The organism is Vibrio sp. 10N.261.51.A4, from assembly GCF_041471945.1.
Classification (GTDB): domain Bacteria; phylum Pseudomonadota; class Gammaproteobacteria; order Enterobacterales; family Vibrionaceae; genus Vibrio; species Vibrio crassostreae_C.
Window position 1 is genome coordinate 33,101 of record NZ_JBFRPJ010000073.1, and the last position, 18,715, is coordinate 51,815.

At 42.9% G+C, this 18,715-nt stretch carries 16 protein-coding genes; 12 read left to right on the forward strand and 4 right to left on the reverse strand.

The annotated features are described in order from the left end of the window. Positions 1–77: 77 nt before the first annotated feature. Together AB4384_RS16390 and AB4384_RS16395 are read right to left on the reverse strand one after the other, a co-directional pair. Positions 78–815 (reverse strand): EAL domain-containing protein, encoded by a 738-nt coding sequence (locus AB4384_RS16390; protein ID WP_017059824.1) that lies wholly within the window; start codon positions 813–815, stop codon positions 78–80. 576 nt (positions 816–1,391) lie between these two features. Beyond that, the gene (locus AB4384_RS16395; RefSeq protein ID WP_017069925.1) at positions 1,392–2,027 is read right to left on the reverse strand and encodes a hypothetical protein; all 636 of its coding nucleotides are present in this window, start codon (positions 2,025–2,027) and stop codon (positions 1,392–1,394) included. A 252-nt stretch (positions 2,028–2,279) separates the two neighbouring features. On the opposite strand from AB4384_RS16395, the gene AB4384_RS16400 reads away from it, so the two are divergent. The 3 genes from AB4384_RS16400 (at position 2,280) to AB4384_RS16410 (ending at position 3,784) form a co-directional block, all read left to right on the forward strand. Continuing rightward, entirely contained in the window at positions 2,280–2,525 is a 246-nt protein-coding gene (locus tag AB4384_RS16400; protein ID WP_017059821.1) for a DUF2164 domain-containing protein, read from the forward strand. Between the two features lie 153 nt (positions 2,526–2,678). Further along, a complete protein-coding gene (locus AB4384_RS16405; RefSeq protein ID WP_050650437.1) occupies positions 2,679–3,218 on the forward strand; it encodes a cytochrome b in 540 nt (179 codons plus the stop codon). Next, a complete protein-coding gene (locus AB4384_RS16410; protein WP_065675357.1) occupies positions 3,215–3,784 on the forward strand; it encodes a YceI family protein in 570 nt (189 codons plus the stop codon). The genes AB4384_RS16405 and AB4384_RS16410 overlap by 4 nt, the downstream gene beginning before the upstream one ends. Positions 3,785–4,057: 273 nt before the next feature. Here the strand turns inward: AB4384_RS16410 and focA are convergent, their stop codons facing one another. After that, positions 4,058–5,509 (reverse strand): formate transporter FocA, encoded by a 1,452-nt coding sequence (gene focA / locus AB4384_RS16415; RefSeq protein ID WP_017064629.1) that lies wholly within the window; start codon positions 5,507–5,509, stop codon positions 4,058–4,060. Positions 5,510–5,782: 273 nt separating this feature from the next. Between focA and AB4384_RS16420 the strand changes: the two genes are divergently transcribed. Both AB4384_RS16420 and AB4384_RS16425 read left to right on the forward strand, forming a co-directional pair. After that, the gene (locus AB4384_RS16420; RefSeq protein WP_136978571.1) at positions 5,783–6,688 is read left to right on the forward strand and encodes a LysR substrate-binding domain-containing protein; all 906 of its coding nucleotides are present in this window, start codon (positions 5,783–5,785) and stop codon (positions 6,686–6,688) included. A gap of 204 nt (positions 6,689–6,892) precedes the next feature. Continuing rightward, on the forward strand, positions 6,893–7,387 hold the full coding sequence (locus AB4384_RS16425) for a DUF1097 domain-containing protein (RefSeq protein WP_017059817.1): 495 nt from the start codon (positions 6,893–6,895) through the stop codon (positions 7,385–7,387). 171 nt (positions 7,388–7,558) lie between these two features. On the opposite strand, the gene AB4384_RS16430 is transcribed toward AB4384_RS16425, so the two are convergent. Next, positions 7,559–9,310 carry an ATP-dependent endonuclease gene (locus tag AB4384_RS16430; protein ID WP_017059816.1) on the reverse strand — a complete coding sequence of 584 codons (1,752 nt, stop codon included), beginning with the start codon at positions 9,308–9,310 and terminating at the stop codon, positions 7,559–7,561. Positions 9,311–9,548: 238 nt separating this feature from the next. Here AB4384_RS16430 and AB4384_RS16435 point away from each other — a divergent pair, with 238 nt between their 5' ends. The 7 genes from AB4384_RS16435 to AB4384_RS16465 all read left to right on the forward strand — a co-directional run bounded on the left by AB4384_RS16435 (position 9,549) and on the right by AB4384_RS16465 (position 18,658). Then, on the forward strand, positions 9,549–11,288 hold the full coding sequence (locus AB4384_RS16435) for a bifunctional UDP-sugar hydrolase/5'-nucleotidase (RefSeq protein WP_372129822.1): 1,740 nt from the start codon (positions 9,549–9,551) through the stop codon (positions 11,286–11,288). A gap of 574 nt (positions 11,289–11,862) precedes the next feature. Beyond that, positions 11,863–12,864, forward strand: a complete 1,002-nt coding sequence (locus AB4384_RS16440) for a TerC/Alx family metal homeostasis membrane protein (RefSeq protein WP_372129823.1) — start codon at positions 11,863–11,865, stop codon at positions 12,862–12,864. Positions 12,865–13,177: 313 nt separating this feature from the next. Then, positions 13,178–13,366 (forward strand): hypothetical protein, encoded by a 189-nt coding sequence (locus AB4384_RS16445; RefSeq protein WP_017059812.1) that lies wholly within the window; start codon positions 13,178–13,180, stop codon positions 13,364–13,366. Between the two features lie 175 nt (positions 13,367–13,541). Further along, positions 13,542–14,282 (forward strand): DUF1223 domain-containing protein, encoded by a 741-nt coding sequence (locus AB4384_RS16450; RefSeq protein WP_372129824.1) that lies wholly within the window; start codon positions 13,542–13,544, stop codon positions 14,280–14,282. Between the two features lie 143 nt (positions 14,283–14,425). Further along, positions 14,426–15,715 carry a DEAD/DEAH box helicase gene (locus AB4384_RS16455; RefSeq protein ID WP_017059810.1) on the forward strand — a complete coding sequence of 430 codons (1,290 nt, stop codon included), beginning with the start codon at positions 14,426–14,428 and terminating at the stop codon, positions 15,713–15,715. 231 nt (positions 15,716–15,946) lie between these two features. Then, entirely contained in the window at positions 15,947–17,665 is a 1,719-nt protein-coding gene (locus AB4384_RS16460; protein WP_029235239.1) for an autotransporter assembly complex family protein, read from the forward strand. A 228-nt stretch (positions 17,666–17,893) separates the two neighbouring features. Further along, positions 17,894–18,658, forward strand: coding sequence for an aspartate/glutamate racemase family protein (locus tag AB4384_RS16465; RefSeq protein WP_017070494.1), 765 nt, complete (start codon positions 17,894–17,896; stop codon positions 18,656–18,658). The last annotated feature ends 57 nt before the right edge of the window (positions 18,659–18,715 follow it).

The following is an 18,715-nucleotide window of genomic DNA, read 5'->3' on the forward strand; positions in this document are numbered from 1 at the left end:
TATGAGGGTACGAATAGGCAAGGATTAAAAAATCCGCTACTCAATGGTCAAGCGGCTTTGAGAAGGATAGGGCAATTCTAGATTGCTAGCCGTATGTCTAATTCAATCGGCTTTGGCATGGCTAAGTGATAGCCTTGATACATATTGAAGCCTAAGCTCTGCATCGCTTGGAGTTGTTGTTGGGTTTCTATGCCTTCAATCACTGTCTTTGCGCCAATTTGGTTTGCAAGATCAAGTACTAACTCCATTTCTCGAGTGTCGCCTTGTTCAAAGTCCAACATAACCGAGCGGTCTATCTTGATGATATGAGGGTTAATGTGACGAACGCGTTGTTCGGTTGATGCTTGTGTTCCAAAATCATCGACCGCTATTTGAAAGCCATTATCCGCAAGAGAAAGAGCGGCATCTTTCAAACGCTCTTCACTTTCTGCGTTCAACTCTACCAACTCCATCACTATCTGTTCGCATGAAAGGTTAAGCTCGTGAAGGCGTTTAGCTAACAAGCTATCGCTGACCTTTTCTGCAGCAAACAACTCACCAACGTTTGGAAGAACGTTCAAAAATAGATGTAAATGACGGATTGTCGATTGTGCGAAGTTACGGATATGAATCGCTCGACTCAACCTCTCTACATTGATTTTGTCTGTGCTTGAGGTTTCGTCGGAATGGAAGAAGTGATCAGGACGAACAATATCACCTTTGTTATTTGAAATGCGCACCAAAGCCTCAACACCTATTTGAGTCATAGAAGAGTCGAATATAGGTTGATAGACGCTTCTAAGCGTCAGGTCTTGGTATTTCGCAATAAACTGCATATCAGCATCTACGGATATACAGCTAATAAATTCACTTCTGTCTGATAAAATCATAGTCGCTAGTAAAGAGGGCTTATTCAATGGCGGACGTACATGTCGCGGCTGTCACAATATTGACAGGTGTAAGTAAATTGTCAATTAATAAAAACTCATTTGTAGAGTCAATATTTAAATAAATATAATTAACGAAAAAACAGCATGATAATTGATATTAGTCATTAAAATTACTTATCATTCACCATTAATAATGACTATTGTGAATTTAATCTCTGAGTAATCTATCTCATATCAACACCAATCAATATAAGCTTTCAACGCCAATACACCAGGTGAAAGTAAGGATAAAGCCTCAGGTTATGGGGGAATGTCAAAGTTACATTATTAACAAACAACTCTGTTTGCATATAAATGATATCTACTTCTCAAAATATGAACGATGAGCTGATAAGTTATTATTTTATCGAAGATAAATTTTGATTGATTATTGGGTAGGGCTTGAGTTGGGTTTTATAAAATATTGGGATGGAGGTCTAACTATTTACTTTCAAGACTGATTAAAAAAGTTGACCCGTATTCTTACTGCCATTGAAGTACTGCGTAAAGTTGCAGGTATTTACGAACCAGTTGTTGATTTCCTGACCGCTTTAAAGGGTGTCCAAATTTAATGAAGCAAGGGCTGATTTTAAAATTATTATTTAAGTCAGTAGCGAATTGAGAATCACTCTCTCTTAGCGTGATACCTTGTTGGCTATATTCCGTGATCTCGTCTGGGAGTTCACCCATCCACCAATGCAATAATTCACCACTGTTTTTACTTCGGCTAATCCAATGGTCGGAGACAATGATCAAAACGTCATTGGGTTGAATGGAAAATCCATACTCTTGTTGCCAATTATGGATGTCCAACATTAACTTTCTACGACAGGTTTTCCCGGCGCTCACCATATGATGACTGATCATCCAAACAGTACCAATTTCGGAAGATATTCGGAAGTGTCGAGGCGTTTCGCCAGAAGAAAGCATTTCAAGTGGGCTGATGTTGCTTGCATGATTAAAGCTAACGAAGGTGTGCTCCATTCGGCGAGCAAATGCCTTTCCTATATGGTGCTCACTGATCCCTTGATTGTGCACCGTAGGGTAATGGCGTTCACAGAGCTTTAGGCAATCGTCTTGAAATTGATTAACGCTTTTAATCACTAGATCTAATAACAATGAAGTCCCTTATACACAGTTACTATCTTATTGATGGGCAATAGTACGGTAATTGCGGTGCCGTTACCTATTGTCAAAGTGCGAGTTCTTGATCTCTCTATCAAAATTAACCATTGCTGAGTGATTTTATTGATAGCACTGGCGCTCTACTGGTCTGTATTCTAAATTATGAGGAATTCTAGCTAGTTACCTCGATTATAGTCTAGTTAGCAAATCACAATTGATCTACTTACTCTTTATTTGGAAACATTCATGACCATTCAACTAGATTCGAAGCAAAAGTCTGAGCTTACGCATACTCTTCAAAAATACCTGCAAGATGAACTCGATGTGGAGCTTGGCCAGTTCGACACGGAATTCTTGGTCGACTTCATCAGCAAAAAGTTTGGTGCTGTTTACTACAACAAGGGGATAGAAGACGCTCAAAAAGTGATGGAACGTAAAATGTTAGATATCTCAGATGAGCTTTACGAGATCGAACAAATCGTTGAAATCTAACGTTTAGCCCAAACTTGTTCAAATAATTTGAATAACTCGTTTAATTTGAAATGATGTTACCAATGTAAAGCTTGGTAAATAATATGTTACACAAACTTGGTGTAGGGTACGCTTTTCGAAACTACACTACTCGTTAACATTCGGAAGAGATGTATGGACAACAACGTTAGAAATTACAACCCTTTAGCAAGAGCGATGCATTGGATTTCAGCTCTCGCGGTATTTGGCTTATTTGGTGTAGGCCTGTGGATGGTTGATCTTTCATACTACAGCGAGTGGTATAAAACAGCGCCAGACTATCACCGCTCGGTAGGCATTCTTTTGGCTGCTGTTACCGTTATCCGCTTGGTTTGGAAGCTAGTTACCGCGTCACCTAAAGTGGAAGGTAAAAGCTATGAAGTTGCAGCAGCGAAGATCGCTCACGGCTTCATGTACATCAACTTAGCGGTTTTATTTATTTCAGGTTATTTGATTTCGACATCAGATGGCCGCGGGATAGAGGTATTCAATTGGTTCACTGTACCAAGTATGGGTGAACTGTTTGCAAACCAATCTGATCTCGCAGGAACGATTCACTACTATGCTGCATGGGTACTGATCATCATGGCATCAGTGCACGCCTTAGCGGCGATAAAACACCACGTTATCGACAAAGACGATACGCTACGAAAAATGATAGGAGCTTCAAAATGAAAAAGTCAATTATCGCTACAGGATTAGCATTTGCAATGGCAATGCCTTTCGCTGCGAACGCCGCTGATTACGTGATTGATACAAAAGGTGCGCATGCTTCAGTTAACTTTAAAGTTAGCCACCTAGGTTACAGCTTTATCCAAGGTCGTTTTAACACATTCTCAGGTGACTTCTCATTTGATGAAAGCAACGTTGAAGCGTCTACAGTAAACGTAACGGTTGATACTACAAGCCTTGATTCAAACCACGCAGAACGTGATAAGCATATCCGTAGCGGTGATTTCATCGACGCTGGTAAGTTCTCTGAGGCGACATTCAACAGCACAAAAGTAGTTGATAAAGGTGACGGCAAACTTGAAGTTATGGGTGACCTGAAACTTCACGGTGTAACTAAGCCTATCGTTATCGAAGCTGAATTCATCGGTGCTGGTCAAGACCCATGGGGCGGTGAGCGTGCAGGTTTCGTTGGTACAACTCGTCTAGAGCTTGCTGACTTCAACATCCCAGTAATGGGCGCTTCAAGCTATGTAGATATGGATCTACACGTTGAAGGTGTAAAGAAGTAATCTAGCTATTGATGATCGCTGACTAGTATCAATCTCTTATGTAACACCAAAAGTTAAATAGATACTTAGAAAGCAACAGTTAGAAATAGAGAAAGGCGCAAAGTTTTCACTTTGCGCCTTTTTTATTGAGATAAATGGCAACGCGTTTAGGTCTGTTTTGTGTCAAACCGTTTAGTACGTTAAAAGCCACCATTTACCTCTAGCCAGTCAACGTTGCCATGACTGAGTTATCTAGTTGAACTACTAATCCCTAATAGTTCGACTTAAGATTAGTTAAGCCGTTTCTAGTTCAGCTTGAGGAACCACGTTTAGTCGGTCACCGTAGATTGGACGCAGTGCTTGCATCACTTCAATGCGAGTCAAAACACCCACCATTACGCCATTTTCTAACACTGGAAGCATATGTGGTTGGCTAACTTTCATCGCTTTTGCACGCTCTTCTAGAGAAAGAGAAGTCAGGCGAGTGGCGAAGCCCATGCTTGTCGTCGGGTACAGTTGCTCTTTGTCGATGCATAAGAACTCAGCAACATCTACTAGCTTGTCGTTTGCATCAATTGCCACAACGTCACGGCTCATTAGGTCTACGACTTTCTGGCCTTTAGTTGGGATGTAATCTTGGCACCAAAGGTCAACCATTACGTCATGAACAGAGAAGATACCCACTAGACGGCCTTCAACATCGCAAACAGGAGCGCTAACAAGTTGCGCGTCTAAAAGTGTATCAATCGCGACTGATGTCGGCATTTCTACGCTCAGTGTAATTGGTTGAGTGTTCATGATTTGCTTGATAGTAGTTGCTGTGTTCATAGTAATTTCCTTAACTGACGTAATTTCTGTTGTTTGTGTAATAGCGGTAATTTTTGCTGCTTTAAGTTGTGGGCGACGGTAAATACTCCAGTTGGCTAAGCCGACCAATACTGAACCACCTACGATGTTGCCGATTGTCACTGGTATTAAGTTTGCTGTGACAAATTGCATGACGTTTAAGTCTGCGTACTGCGCTGGTGTTGCACCGATTTGCATCCAGAAGCTTTCCGGGGCGAATGTTTGAATCGTGATGCCTAGAGGAACCATGAACATATTCGCCACACAGTGTTCAAAGCCTGAGCTTACGAACATTGCAACGGGTAACACGGTCATCATTGCTTTGGTCATTGCGTTAGCAGAGCTGAACGTTAACCAAATGGCTAAACACACCAACAAGTTACAAAGCACGCCCAAAGCAAACGCTTGAACTGGGCTGTGGTGTAGCTTGTGTTGAGCAATGTTTAGAGCGTTTAAGCCCCATTGCCCGCCATCCAGTTGATACAAGCCTGCTGCGCTTACCAAAGCCAATAGGAACATGGCACCGATAAAGTTGCCGACATACACCTTGCCCCAGATAGACAGCATCTTCGTGAAGGTGATTTGCTTGTTAGCCCATGAGATGCTTGATAACACGGAGCTGGTAAACAGCTCACCACCGCAAATCACAATCAAGATCAAACCCATACTGAAGGCAAGACCGCCGGCTAAGCGACTCAATCCCCATCCAGCATCAGCGCTGCCCGTGGTTACCGTGATGTAGAATAAAAAAGCAAGCCCGATGAATGCGCCAGCCATGATTGCCAAACTCAATGTCATGCTGCTGGTTTTATTTGCTTTACTTAATGCAAACTTCTCTGCTTCCGCCATCATTTCTGTTGGTGAGAACAGTTGATGATTTTCAGAAGTGCTGGTTGCCATATCCCCCCCTTGAACAATCCGTCATGTGTAATTCCTAGTGTTAATGACCTGGTTAATCCGTAATGGTTAATCAGTAATGTTTTGCAGGGCTCGTTGTGTCCTGCCATTCCAGATTAGGGCGTTGAGGGGTAGAGGTAAAATTGATAATTTTTAGAAACCACATCAAATTTATTGATATAGATTTGGTTACGCGTAGAATGAAATTGATTGCTCATTGGCTTTATAAAAAACGAGCATCAGGACACAAATAATTAAAAGCATTAAGGATGAATTTTGCGTTATTCATTAAAGCAACTCGCGGTATTTGATGCAGTAGCAGACTCCGGGAGCGTTAGTCAGGCAGCAGACAAATTGGCGTTGACTCAGTCAGCAACAAGTATGTCTCTTGCACAGTTGGAAAAAATGCTCGGCAGGCCTTTGTTTGAAAGGCAGGGCAAGCAAATGGCCCTGACTCATTGGGGCATGTGGTTAAGACCAAAAGCGAAGCGTTTACTGCAAGATGCGCAGCAAATTGAGATGGGTTTTTACGAGCAGCATTTGTTGAGTGGCGAACTCAAATTAGGTGCTAGCCAAACTCCAGCGGAACACCTCGTTCCGGATCTCATCAGTATTATTGATAACGACTTTCCTGAGATGCGAATCTCGCTTGGCGTGCAAAGTACCGACGCAGTTATTGATGGCGTATTAGATTATCAATATGACTTGGGTGTTATCGAAGGTCGTTGTGATGACAACCGAGTTCACCAAGAAGTGTGGTGTACGGACCATTTAACGGTGGTTGCATCGGCTCATCACCCGTTTGCGAAGCGTGAACGAGTAAGCTTGGCGCAATTAGAACAAGCAAAATGGGTATTACGTGAACATGGTTCGGGTACTCGCAAAGTTTTTGATAGCTCTATTCACCATTTAATTGGTGATCTTGATGTTTGGCGAGAGTATGAACACGTTCCTGTTTTAAGAAGTTTGGTTGCAAACGGCCCATATTTAACGTGTTTACCTTATCTCGATGTCGAACAGTTTGTTGAGTCTGGTCAACTGGTCACATTAAATGTCCCTGAGCTTGAAATGGAAAGAACCTTGTCCTTTATTTGGCGTGCAGATATGTCTGAGAACCCACTTGCTGAGTGTATTAAGCGAGAAGGTAAGCGCATGATGAAAGGCAAGCCATCGTTTCTGTAACGATAAATTGATAAAATACTGATAACCAAATATGTTGAATAAGCGATTTCGGTCTCTATCTAGTGATAAATACACATCTGCATACATTATTAACGTGATCGTGATCGGCTAAATAAGGGCTATCTTCCCATAGTATGCTTACTTGATTTTAAGTGAGGCTAAATCCGGTTGCGTTCAATTACGTAATTAGGCTTTAGAAATAGTATGAGTACATTAGTCGCGATTTCATTAACAACAGGTATTTTGTCAGGTCTATGGGGATGGATTGCTATCTCTTTCGGCTTATTGTCATGGGCAGGTTTCTTAGGTTGCACCAGTTACTTTGCTTCGCCAACAGGCGGCGTTAAAGGACTAGCAGGTAGCTTATTGACCAACATGACTGGCGTATTCTGGGCAATGGTGATTATCGAAAGCTCAACCTTCGCAGGGTTAGAGATTTTAGGCTACATGATTACTGCTATTGTGGCATTCTTTATGTGTATTCAAGCGAAACAAGCGTGGCTAGGTTATATCCCAGGCACCTTCATTGGTTGCTGTGCGACGTTTGCTGCAGGTGGTGATTGGCAACTTGTAGTGCCATCTTTACTGCTTGGTGGTGTATTTGGATACTTGATGAAAGCAACGGGGCTATGGCTTCACGAGAAATCGACTCAATCTTCGGAAGTTGTTGAACAACACGCTAAACAGGCAAAGGCTTAATTCGTTAACCTAACCTTAGTTAGTCACTGTGAACTCTTGCAAGATAACCCCCAATTAATTTGTATATCGATTTATACAGGCACACCGTTTGGTGTGCCTTTTTTGGTTGAGGCGACTAGCTAAATATTTCATCAGTAGAGCAACTGATAGCATCTATAAAACAAATTATGTTTAGGTATTTCCATTCGCCATGGTGATCACGCGTTTTAATGTCCACCTTAATAAAAGCGGAATGCATTCTTGTCCTTGATTCTCGCAATGAGAAACAATGGCAAGTGCAAGGTCAGGCTTTGCGTGTTTTTTCAAGACCTTGGCGACCACTTTCTTCGGAGGGATAGGGTGATCGTATGGAATCTTAACCATGTCACGGAAAAAGCTCTCAAACCCATTCATATATAGATAATGCTCTATATCTTTATCAGGCAGTTCGGTGAGTCTGTGTCTTTCCTGATCATTACCGAGTTTCGATAACACTGTCGCGGCATATTTTTTACCCGCCGCATCGCCGTCAGTCACTACATGCCAATCAATGCCAAACTCTTGTGCAACCTTAATCAGCGCCTTAAGTCCTGATTGGGCGAACTCAATAATCTGCACACCTTCCGCTGCTAGGTTATAGCCACATTGGTTGGCAAGTTCATTGAACAACCAAACCTCGGTTTCACCTTCTACTAATAGCCAACAGCGAGCAAACAGCGCCCCTGAACGATGGAAACGGATATGAAAACCAATTCGTCGAAGTTCGTCTTTACTGAAGTGGTTCATGTTGAGTTGATTGGCGATGGTTTTATCTGACTGACGAACCAAGCGACGAATCGATTGAAGTGGGACCGCCGCAAGTAGGTCGCCACTGTTGGTAGTGAGGATTTTCTGCATGGGCAATTTCTGCATCAAGCTCCAAGCCCTTGCCAAGTGTGTTGGGTGCAATCGACCTTCTGGATCTTCAAGGATCAACAGAGGGCGCGCACATCGCCTTAAGTCGTTTGGCCCTTTAGCTTGTAGATAAGCGTTAAGTAACCCCATGAATAATAAGCGAGTTTGTTTGTTCTTGGTCTCTTCGACGAGTTGATGAATACTCTGATCATTGGTACCCGCAGAATAAAGCAATCCGTCTCGCTGTTTTCTAGGGTTACGACGAGAAGTACTTTTGAAAGAAAAATAGTGCTCAATCAAACTTTGCATCGACTCTAGGCTACTGCGCATTTCACCTTTATTAACATGTCCGGGTATCGCCATAAGACGGCGGCAGGTGTTGTCTATTCGTTTTTCTATTCTTGCTTGTCGACCATTACCGTTATTGGCGCCGTTTCCATTTGTTGTGCCATTGCTCGTGTGATGGTTCCCGTTCCCGTTTGAATTTGCATTAGTTGCGTGAACATTAGTCGGCAGGTGAGCATTGTGGTTAAGGGACTTGCCGTTGAAAGGACGATCAAAGTGCCTTGCATCACGCAAACGGATAACGGGATGTAAGGTCATTAATTCTTGAGCAAGCTTTTCTGAATGATGAAGCTTGAGCGGATTACCGTCCAAACCAAGAAATGCATAGTGTGTTGTTGTCTCATACTGTTCTAACGTCGCGCTGATGCGATAGTAGATGCGAAATACGCCAAATTCATCTTGAACCCAAATAGGTTTGAGTTTGCGATAACGACCTGCGTTAAGTTCGCTCTTATCGTTAGCTTTTAAAGCGAGAACAATTTGAAGATGTTGAGACTGCGGGTGTGAAACAGAGTAATCGACATGAAAATCGGTCATTTCAAAGTGATATGGCACACCGTCTGAGGGCAGAATGACGGAAAGGGCATCCAATAATGAAGACTTACCCCAAGTATTTTCACCAATAAGCGTGGTTAGCTCGTCAAACGCGAGTGACATGCGCTTGATACCTCGAAAGCCAGAAATCTCGATTCTTTCTAGTTGCATAGGCTTACTCCTAACGGAAGGCTCTGCTAATTATTTGAAAGCTAACAGATATCTTTAATCATAATCGAAAAATCCAAATCCGGTATGCTCACCTGTCATAAAACCCGTTGTTTATTAATACGGTGCAAAATGAGATTTTTGATCTATCTCGAGTATTTTTTTGCAGTGCAGTTTCATAAAATTCACGATTCTGTCATGATTCTCGACCTAGTATGAAGGGACAAAGAGAGAAGAAAATATGACTAAAAAGAATAAGCCGACAAAAATAGTGTTGGCACACATCAACGACACCCACTCATACTTTGAACCAACCTCGTTACAGCTATCACTTAAAATGAACAACCACATCATTGAACCTTATGTCAGTGCTGGTGGCTTTGCTCGAATTTCAACACGTTTCAAACAAATAGAACAAGATGCCCAGCGTCAGAAGGTTGGAACCTTGTTCTTGCACGCTGGTGACTGCTTCCAGGGCACGTTGTACTTTTCCTTATTCAAGGGAAAAGCCAATGCCGATTTGTTGAATGCCCTTAATATAGATGCCATGACGCTCGGTAATCACGAGTTAGACATGGGTAATGAGCCCGTTGCGATTTTCGCGAAAAGAATCAAATTCCCGCTGTTGGCCGGTAACTGGAATCTATCGAATGAGGATATCAATAAAACTCATACGCTAGCGGACAACGACATTGTTAAGCCTTATCGGCCTGAAACACGAAGTGCTTCTTTTATAACGAAAGAGTTTGATGGCGAGAAGGTCGCAATATTCGGCTTAAGCATCGACAAGATGGCAGGCATCGCGAACCCAGATATCGATACACCGTTTGAAAATGCTTGGGAAACAGCAAAAGCGACCATTGAGCAAATCCATCAAGCAGGTATCAACAAGATTGTGTTACTTAGCCATCTTGGTTACGAAGCTGATTTAGAGTTAGCAGCCAACGTAACAGGTATTGGTGTCATCGTTGGTGGTCATAGTCATCGCTTACAAGGTGATTTCTCTGATATCGGCTTAGTTAAAGATGATGAATACGGTGTGAAAATTGGCGATACCTATGTTGTGCAAGCGGGTTTCCACGCCATGAGCTTAGGACACTGCGAAATCGAGTTCGATTCTCAAGGCAAAGTGACGCACTTCAATGGTAAAAACGAACTGTTATTAGGCCGTCGACTCTTTATAGACGCGAAACTGAGTGAAGTAGGGCAAGACGATGCCCACGATATGGCGTGTGAGTTTTTAAACAATCACCCTAATATTGCAGTGTGTAAGAAAGCTCCTGAGCTGCAGAGCATTCTGACGGATAAATACCAGCCGCGAGTTCGAAAGCTTCAGCAACAAGTGATTGCTCATGCAGACACTAAACTTCGCCATGTACGTATTCCAGATGCTAAAGGCCCGAGTCAACTAGCCCCCTTGGTTGCTCAATCATTTCACCATCTAATGAACAAGAAAGGGCATCAGGTTGACTTTGCCATTCACAACGCCGGTGGTGTAAGAAATTCACTGAACAGCGGCGATGTCTCTGTTGCCGATATTGCCGGAAAACTACTACCGTTTGCCGTACCTATTGGTGTGTATGAAGTAAAAGGTGAAACGATCGCTGGCATGCTTGAAGGTGCAATCAATAACGCGATTGATAATGGTGTCGTGGGCACAGGTTCAGGTAGCTTTCCTTATACACATAATTTGAGGTTTTGTTACCACAAAGAAGCGCCTATAGGACACAGGATTCACCATCTAGAAATTCACTCTGATGATTCAGGTTGGCAAGCTGTTTCTCGCAACCGTATTTACCGGGGCGCGTCGTCAGCCTATACAATGAAAGGCAAAGAGGGCTATAACGCTGTGTTGGATATGATCGGTGATGGCACGGTCACCACTGACTCTATGGCAGACTGCTTCATCGAGTTTCTGCAAGACCACCCAGAGTCGCTTCAACTCAATGAACCGTTGAATTGCATGGAGTGTTTTAGATAACTAAAGCTGATACTGATATTTAACACTATTACTTTGGGTTATTTATAAAATTGGCATTGTTTATGCTTTATCTCTGCAGGTCGCCTTCTTGTGGAGATATGCATGGATAAGAAAGATTGGTTAGATGCGGTAGCGGTTGTCGGTTGGGTATCAGTTTGGTCAGCGTTAGTGTATTTAATACCTGCCGCAGGGCTGTAAATTGCTCTTTTTGCAACTTCATTACGCAGTGCAATAGTGTGTTTGACTTGCGAATTTATTCTTAGAATCAATTCGCGTGTCTATTTGACAAAGTGGCATCAATCAGAAAGGAGCGTTTGCTCCTTTTTTGCTTTTTCCGTGCAAATTTATATAGACGAAACACAACCAGAGGATTATTATCCACGCGTTTGGGGAGTAGTTAGCGCAAGTTTACATATCGTCATCTCGTTAGGCCAAGAGTCTATCCGGTATGTAAAAGTGAAATCCCATATTTCACTTCAACGAGACCAACGCAATCACAGTCAAGATCCGTAATGGAGCTTGATATGCTTTGTTTGCGGAAGGTCTTTGTACAGTTCTTCCGCCCGGAGGAATAATGAACTCAACTCAATCTCTATTATCTACAAATAGTGAATCCTTTTTTTCATCGCCAATCATGACGACTTATGCGGGCTTTTTCCTGCTAACGGTTATTCTCGTCTCTATTGATATCTATCAGACTCGTGGCGGTAACGTTACTATCAAGAAAGCGGCAATCTGGAGTGTTTTCTGGTTTGTACTTGCGTTTTTGTTTGCTGGCTCGATTTACCTATTTTGGGACATTTATGCGCCGAACAGTGACTACACAGCGCAAAAAGCAACCGTGTCATTCATTACGGGTTACTTGTTAGAAAAATCCCTTAGCGTAGACAACTTGTTTGTTTTTGCGATGATCTTTGCTCAATACCAAGTTCCTGAGCATCTAAGACCTCGTGCGCTTCTTTGGGGCGTAATTGGTGCATTGGTGCTTCGTGCAATTATGATCGCACTAGGCGCACAGCTATTGGCGGAATATCACTGGGTGCTTTACGTGTTCGCTGCGTTCTTGATTGGTACAGGTATTAAGCTGGCATTAGACAAGGGCGAAGAGGAGAGTGTGAATACTCTGCCTGAAAAGCTACTTCGTAAAGTGATGCCGGTAACAGAGGACTTCCATGGCCCTGAATTAATGGTTAAACAGGGTGCTAAATGGGCATTCACTCCAATGATGTTGGTCATCGGTGCGATCGCAGTCATGGACGTGATGTTTGCATTAGATTCTATCCCTGCGATCTTTGCGGTAACACAAGAACCGTTCTTGGTACTTGCGGCTAACGTGTTTGCGTTACTTGGTCTTCGCTCGTTGTATTTTGTACTGCAAGGTATGATGGACAAGTTCATCTATTTGAAACCCGCGCTTTCATTCATCATGGTGTTCATTGGTGTGAAAATGCTTCTGGTTGATAGCGAGTGGGCTATCCCAACTTACTGGTCATTGGCGGTATTGGTTTCTACGATGACGATTGCGGTTATAGCGTCGGTTTATGCGAAGAAGCCAGGCATTGAACAAGTAAATTAAAAACAAATATAACTTATCGAAAAGTCGATAATGAACACGTGGCTGATGACGTGGAAAATTTATTTATGTAAATTTTCTGTGACATTGGCCACTGTTGTTTGCGGGGTATTTGTACTAAATGCATGATTTAAACACTATATTGAATTTGTACTCACATAATCTGCATATCTATTTTGTGGCATTGTTAATGGTTTGTTTTATTAGAAAAACTAATCCCAAAATCTAATTTTAGTCATTTTTTAACCTGCAAAAGATCACCTATTATTCTTGTCATCAGAACGAAACACATTAATAAATTTATAGAGAGGCAATCATGGCTCAAGCAGTACAAATGAATACTATCGCTGTTCCTAACTCTATGGATAAGAAAACCTACTCGGTTAACTTCAAAGGATTGATTGCACACATTTTCGATATTCTTTTCGTAGACAACTCTCCACGTAGTTACTACGCAAGCGACCTATCTGGTCACATGCAACGCGATATCGGTATTAACCGTTAATCTCAGCGTTAACATGTAAATATAGAATTTTAAGAAAACGCCAGCTTCTAAAGCTGGCGTTTTTGTATCTGAAATAAACTCAATCTCTTCGTAAACTAAGCACCTGAAAGAAAAACCTAGGCATAACGGTCTGTATTTGAGCGCCATTCAATTCGCTTTGTACAAGGATCTCGGTATGTCACACGCCAAACGCAATTCATCATTGATTAAACTTTGTTTATTTGGCTTACCGATCGGCTTCTATTCCTCAGTGTCGCTTGCACAAACCTGGAGTAATGAAGGCCAGCCCGCACAGGTTATCGAGCTCTTCACCTCTGAAGGTTGTTCAAGTTGTCCACCTGCTGATCAGTACCTCAGTACTTTTGAAGACCATCCAAAACTTTGGACACAAGTTATTCCGCTTGCCTATCACGTCGATTATTGGGATTACTTAGGTTGGGGCGACAAGTTCGCGAGTAAGGCGTTTAGTGAGAAGCAACGCTTGTACAAAGCTTATGGAGTAACAAGTGGGGTTTACACACCCGGCTTTGTTGTCGATGGAAAAGAGTGGCGCGGTTACTTTAACTGGTTAGACAGAACGTTGCCTTCGCTCAAACAACAAAATAACCCCAAGCTAACGGTCAACTATAAAGGCGATACGTTCAGCGTAAGTTACGAAGGCAAAGGGGATTATGTTGCTCATATAGCTTTGCTGGCGATGAACGAAGTCACCAGCGTTAAGGCGGGCGAGAACAGGGGTAAGAAACTCGAACATGATTTTGTTGTGGTTTACGATGGTTATCAGCGTGGTGAGTCTGAATGGCAATTTAATATCAATTTTGAGCCACTTGTCGCTACACCAGACGCAGTCGCTGTTTGGTTAACCGAGCTCAACTCGTACACGCCAGAGCAAACGGTAGCGGGCTGGCTTAACTAAATTTGCGATAACTTGATATCTGGATGTGTTTTAGAGGGGCTTAATCGCTGAAACACGGGAGAAAGGGGCGATTTAGTTACGTAATACTGCTGAAATACGTTAATATAGCGCGCTATTATTTTAGCTTTGAGTTCCTGCAATTAATGACTAACACCACTACACCAACCAACTTCTCTGATCTTGGCTTAATCTCTCCTTTGATGGCTCGTTTATCTGAGCTTGAATACCAACAGCCAACGCCTATCCAAGCGCAAGTTATTCCAAGTGTGTTAGCAGGACGCGATTTGATTGCAGGCGCAAATACCGGTTCAGGTAAAACCGCAGCATTTGCACTTCCACTGTTACAAAAGATTCATGAAGATGCCCCTCTGGACCGTCGTTCAGGCAAAGGTAACTTTGTTTCTGGCCTTATCTTGGTTCCTACTCGTGAACTTGCTAAGCAAGTGGCTGACAGCGTTAAATCTTACGCTGTGCATTTCAATGGCGCGATTAAAACGGTTTGTGTGTTTGGTGGTGTATCGGTAAACACTCAAATGCAGGCGCTACGTGGCGGCACTGATATATTGGTGGCAACACCGGGTCGTCTGCTTGACCTTATTTCGAGCAACGCTATCAAACTAGATAAAGTGAAAACGTTAGTGCTTGATGAAGCTGACCGAATGCTAAGCCTAGGTTTTACCGAAGAACTTGATGCAATCTTGAAGCTCTTGCCGAGCAAAAAACAAACCTTGTTGTTCTCTGCAACTTTCCCAGAGCAAGTTAAAACGCTGACTCACGAACTTCTAAGCGATCCAATTGAAGTTCAACTTCAAAGTGCCAATGCGAGCACACTGGTTCAACGTGTATTCGAAGTAGAAAAAGGTCGCAAGACAGCGTTACTCGCACACCTAATTCAACAACATGAATGGCGCCAAGCTCTGATCTTCGTTAATGCGAAGAACAGCTGTGAGCACCTAGCAGACAAGCTTTACAAGCGCGGTATCATCGCAGAAGTATTCCACGGCGATAAAGGGCAAGGTTCACGTACTCGTATCCTAGAAGATTTCAAATCTGGCGAGATTGACGTTCTGATCGCGACAGACATCGCGGCACGTGGTCTGGATATTGAGAAGCTTCCAGTGGTAATCAACTTTGACTTACCGCGCAGCCCGTCAGACTACATGCACCGTATCGGCCGAAGTGGTCGTGCAGGTGAAGTTGGTCTTGCGTTATCTCTGATCGATCACGAAGATTACCACCACTTCAAAATCATCGAGAAGAAGAACAAGATTCGTCTTGAGCGTGAGCAAATTGAAGGCTTTGAAGTGGATGAAGAAGCGACAGCTGAACTGATCGCAGCACTAAAACCTGTTGCGCCACCGGCCGGTACTGGCAAGAAGAAAAAGAAGAAGAAAGCTCCAAAAAACCAAGATGTGTGGCTGAACAACAACTGATCTTGAGTCAGTAAACTATATGAGTCAGCAAGCCATATAAATCAATAAGTAATAGACATTCAAAAGGTGCTTAATTGCGCCTTTTTTGTGTCTGTAGGGCTGGGATTTGAGTCGTTAATAAACGACTGTTGCAGTGTTAAACAACCCGATAAGCCGTTCGAAGGATAGCGTCCTCCATAAGAGATTCGGCGATTTAACGCTTTGCTCATAACCTGTTCGGGTTTTGAGCAATTGGGTAACCGCGTGAAGACCTCGATTAAACAATTAGTGCTGGCCACTTCATTTTTCCTGTTTACCCAACACTCTTCTAGTGCTGCTGAATTTGAGGTTAAAGGGGTTAATAAAACTCTCACCGAAAATGTAGAATTATATTTAGAACCTTTAGCCGATGTTCCTGCATCACAGCTATCGAAAACGAAGCTATCTAAACGTATTCAAGATGCACTCAACCCTTATGGTTATTATCACCCACAGCTCGATATCGACCTTAATGATTCTGATAACGTGATCATTAACATCGATTCTGGTCCTGTCATGCGCATCGCAGAATCGATAGTAAAAATAACAGGTGAAGCTAGCCTAGATGCGGAGTTCATCAATATACTCAATCAAAGCAAGTTAGGCTCAGGTTTAACTTTGTCTCACCAAGAATATGACCAAACTAAGCGTGCGATTTTCTCTTTAGCAAAGCGGAAAGGTTATTTTGACGGCAGGTTTATCGAGTCAAAGATTGAAGTTATTCCTAGCGAGAACATCGCGAATATACACTTGTATTTTGCAAGTGGTCCACGCTACAAGTTCGGTTCTATAAGTATTCCTGATGATGGGGTTGACCCTACTCGTATCGAGAAAATACCCACCTTTAAAAAAGGTGATGACTTTGACACCATCAAGTTAGGTGAACTGCAATCTGATTTGTCAGACACTCAATGGTTTCGAAGTGTCATCGTACATGGTGACTTTGACAAACTTGATGACAACCTAGAAGTTCCAATTGAAATCATTGCCGAGCCAAGTTCTCGAAATATCGTGCAGGTCGGTGGCGGCTATTCTACAGATCTCGGTTTACGCGCCTCTCTCAGTTGGTCAAAGCCTTGGTATAACCGGAGAGGCCACAGCTTTGAAACACAGACATATTTGTCTGAACAGGAGCAATCACTTCAGTTGGGGTACAAAATCCCCACAGAGAAAGTCACAACGGATTACTTTGGTATTCAGTTTGAATCGAAACGAATTGATCATCGAGACACCAATAGCTTTACAAACGATCTTAAGTTCGAACGTTACTGGCAATTAGACAGTGATTGGCAAAGCACCATTTATGTCAAATACTTGCACGAACAGTACCGTCAGGCGTCTGAGGAAGAGCAATCGCAATTGCTGTTACCTGGCATCAGTTTTTCTCAGGTTGATCGTAAAAATGATCAGTTGGAGCTCAATCATCGACACATCTATTCTGTCGAGTATTCTGACCCTAGTCTGTTCTCTGACTCAAGGCTGTTGCGGTTGGAAGGAAACAGTGTCCTTTCATGGGATATTAGTGACAGGCAGAAGCTCCATTTCCGCTCCAACGTAGGCATCAACATTGCCAAATCATTATCTGATGTGCCGTCGTCACTGCGGTATTTTGCTGGTGGCGATGGAAACCTGCGAGGTTATGGTTACGAATCTATCTCCCCTAGAGACGAGAATGGTGAACTAACGGGGGCACGTTATATGTTAACTGCTGGGCTCGAATATCAGCATCAAGTCTATCGTTCAATTTGGTTGGGCGCATTTCTTGATGTGGGTGATGCATTTGATCAACAAGCGGATTGGAAGCGTGGGACGGGCGTGAGTTTGATTTGGAACTCACAGTTAATGCCAGTTAAGCTCGATTTTGCTTACGGCTTAGATGCGCCTGAAGGCGACGAATTTCGTATTCATTTTTCCTTTGGTACTCAATTCTGATTTTTGTACGCTGTTTATGCACTCGCGAGGATGCGAACCATCTAATAGGATTCAAGTAAATCGAAAGAGCGTAATAACCTTTGTGCTTTAGCAAACACAAAGGTAAAAACAATGAAAAAGCTACGATTCGGTGTATTTGGTAATATGGGCCCTGAAGCAGATGCTCTGTTCCAAGATATCGTCGCCAAGAAAGAAATTGAACACGGCGCACTTAAAGACTAAGACCACATGGCCATGATAGTGGTGAAAAACTCAGATATCCCCGATCGATCTGAAGTGATTAACGAAGGCGGTACCGATCCTGTGCCTGAACTGATTGAGTCAGCGTGCATTTTAGAACATGCCAATGTTCAGTTTGGCGTAATGACCTGTAACACCGCTCATTACTTTAGACCTGAGGTTCAAAAGCACACCAACGTTTATATCGTCGACATGCTTCAAACCACCGTTGATCAAATCAAAGAGCAGAACTCTGAATCTGTTGTTGGTATTTTATGTACCAACGGCACATACAATTCGGGAATCTATGATCGTTACCTAACGGACGCGAATCTGGTGTTCGTTAAGCCAGATTCCTTTGAGCAAGAGCATAACGTGCATAGTGCTATCTATGGTGAAGTAACCGGTGAGATGACAGAGTGTGGACAAGCAATCCGAGAAACCAACGGGATCAAAGCGGGCGAGTTTGAGCGTAATGCCGCACTGCTTGCTGTAGCGATTCAATCCATCGTAGAGAAGGGCGTTGATACGGTTATTTGGGGATGCACGGAACTTCCTTTGGTTAGAAAGCAACTTGAAACGGCATTTCCAACAGTCACTTTTATTGATCCTATGGAAGCGGTAGCTGAGCGTGTCGTTGATATTTACCGTCTCGCTGAGCAATATGTGGAGCGTGGACATGTGGATTACAACATTAATGATGTTAATTCGATCTTCACAACGCTTGATATGGTGAACTACGTAGCCCAAAGAGCGATGACCTACCGTCTATAAGCTCAGATACGTGTATTTGAAACATGAGAAAGCCGCGAAGTGAACTGACCCCCAATA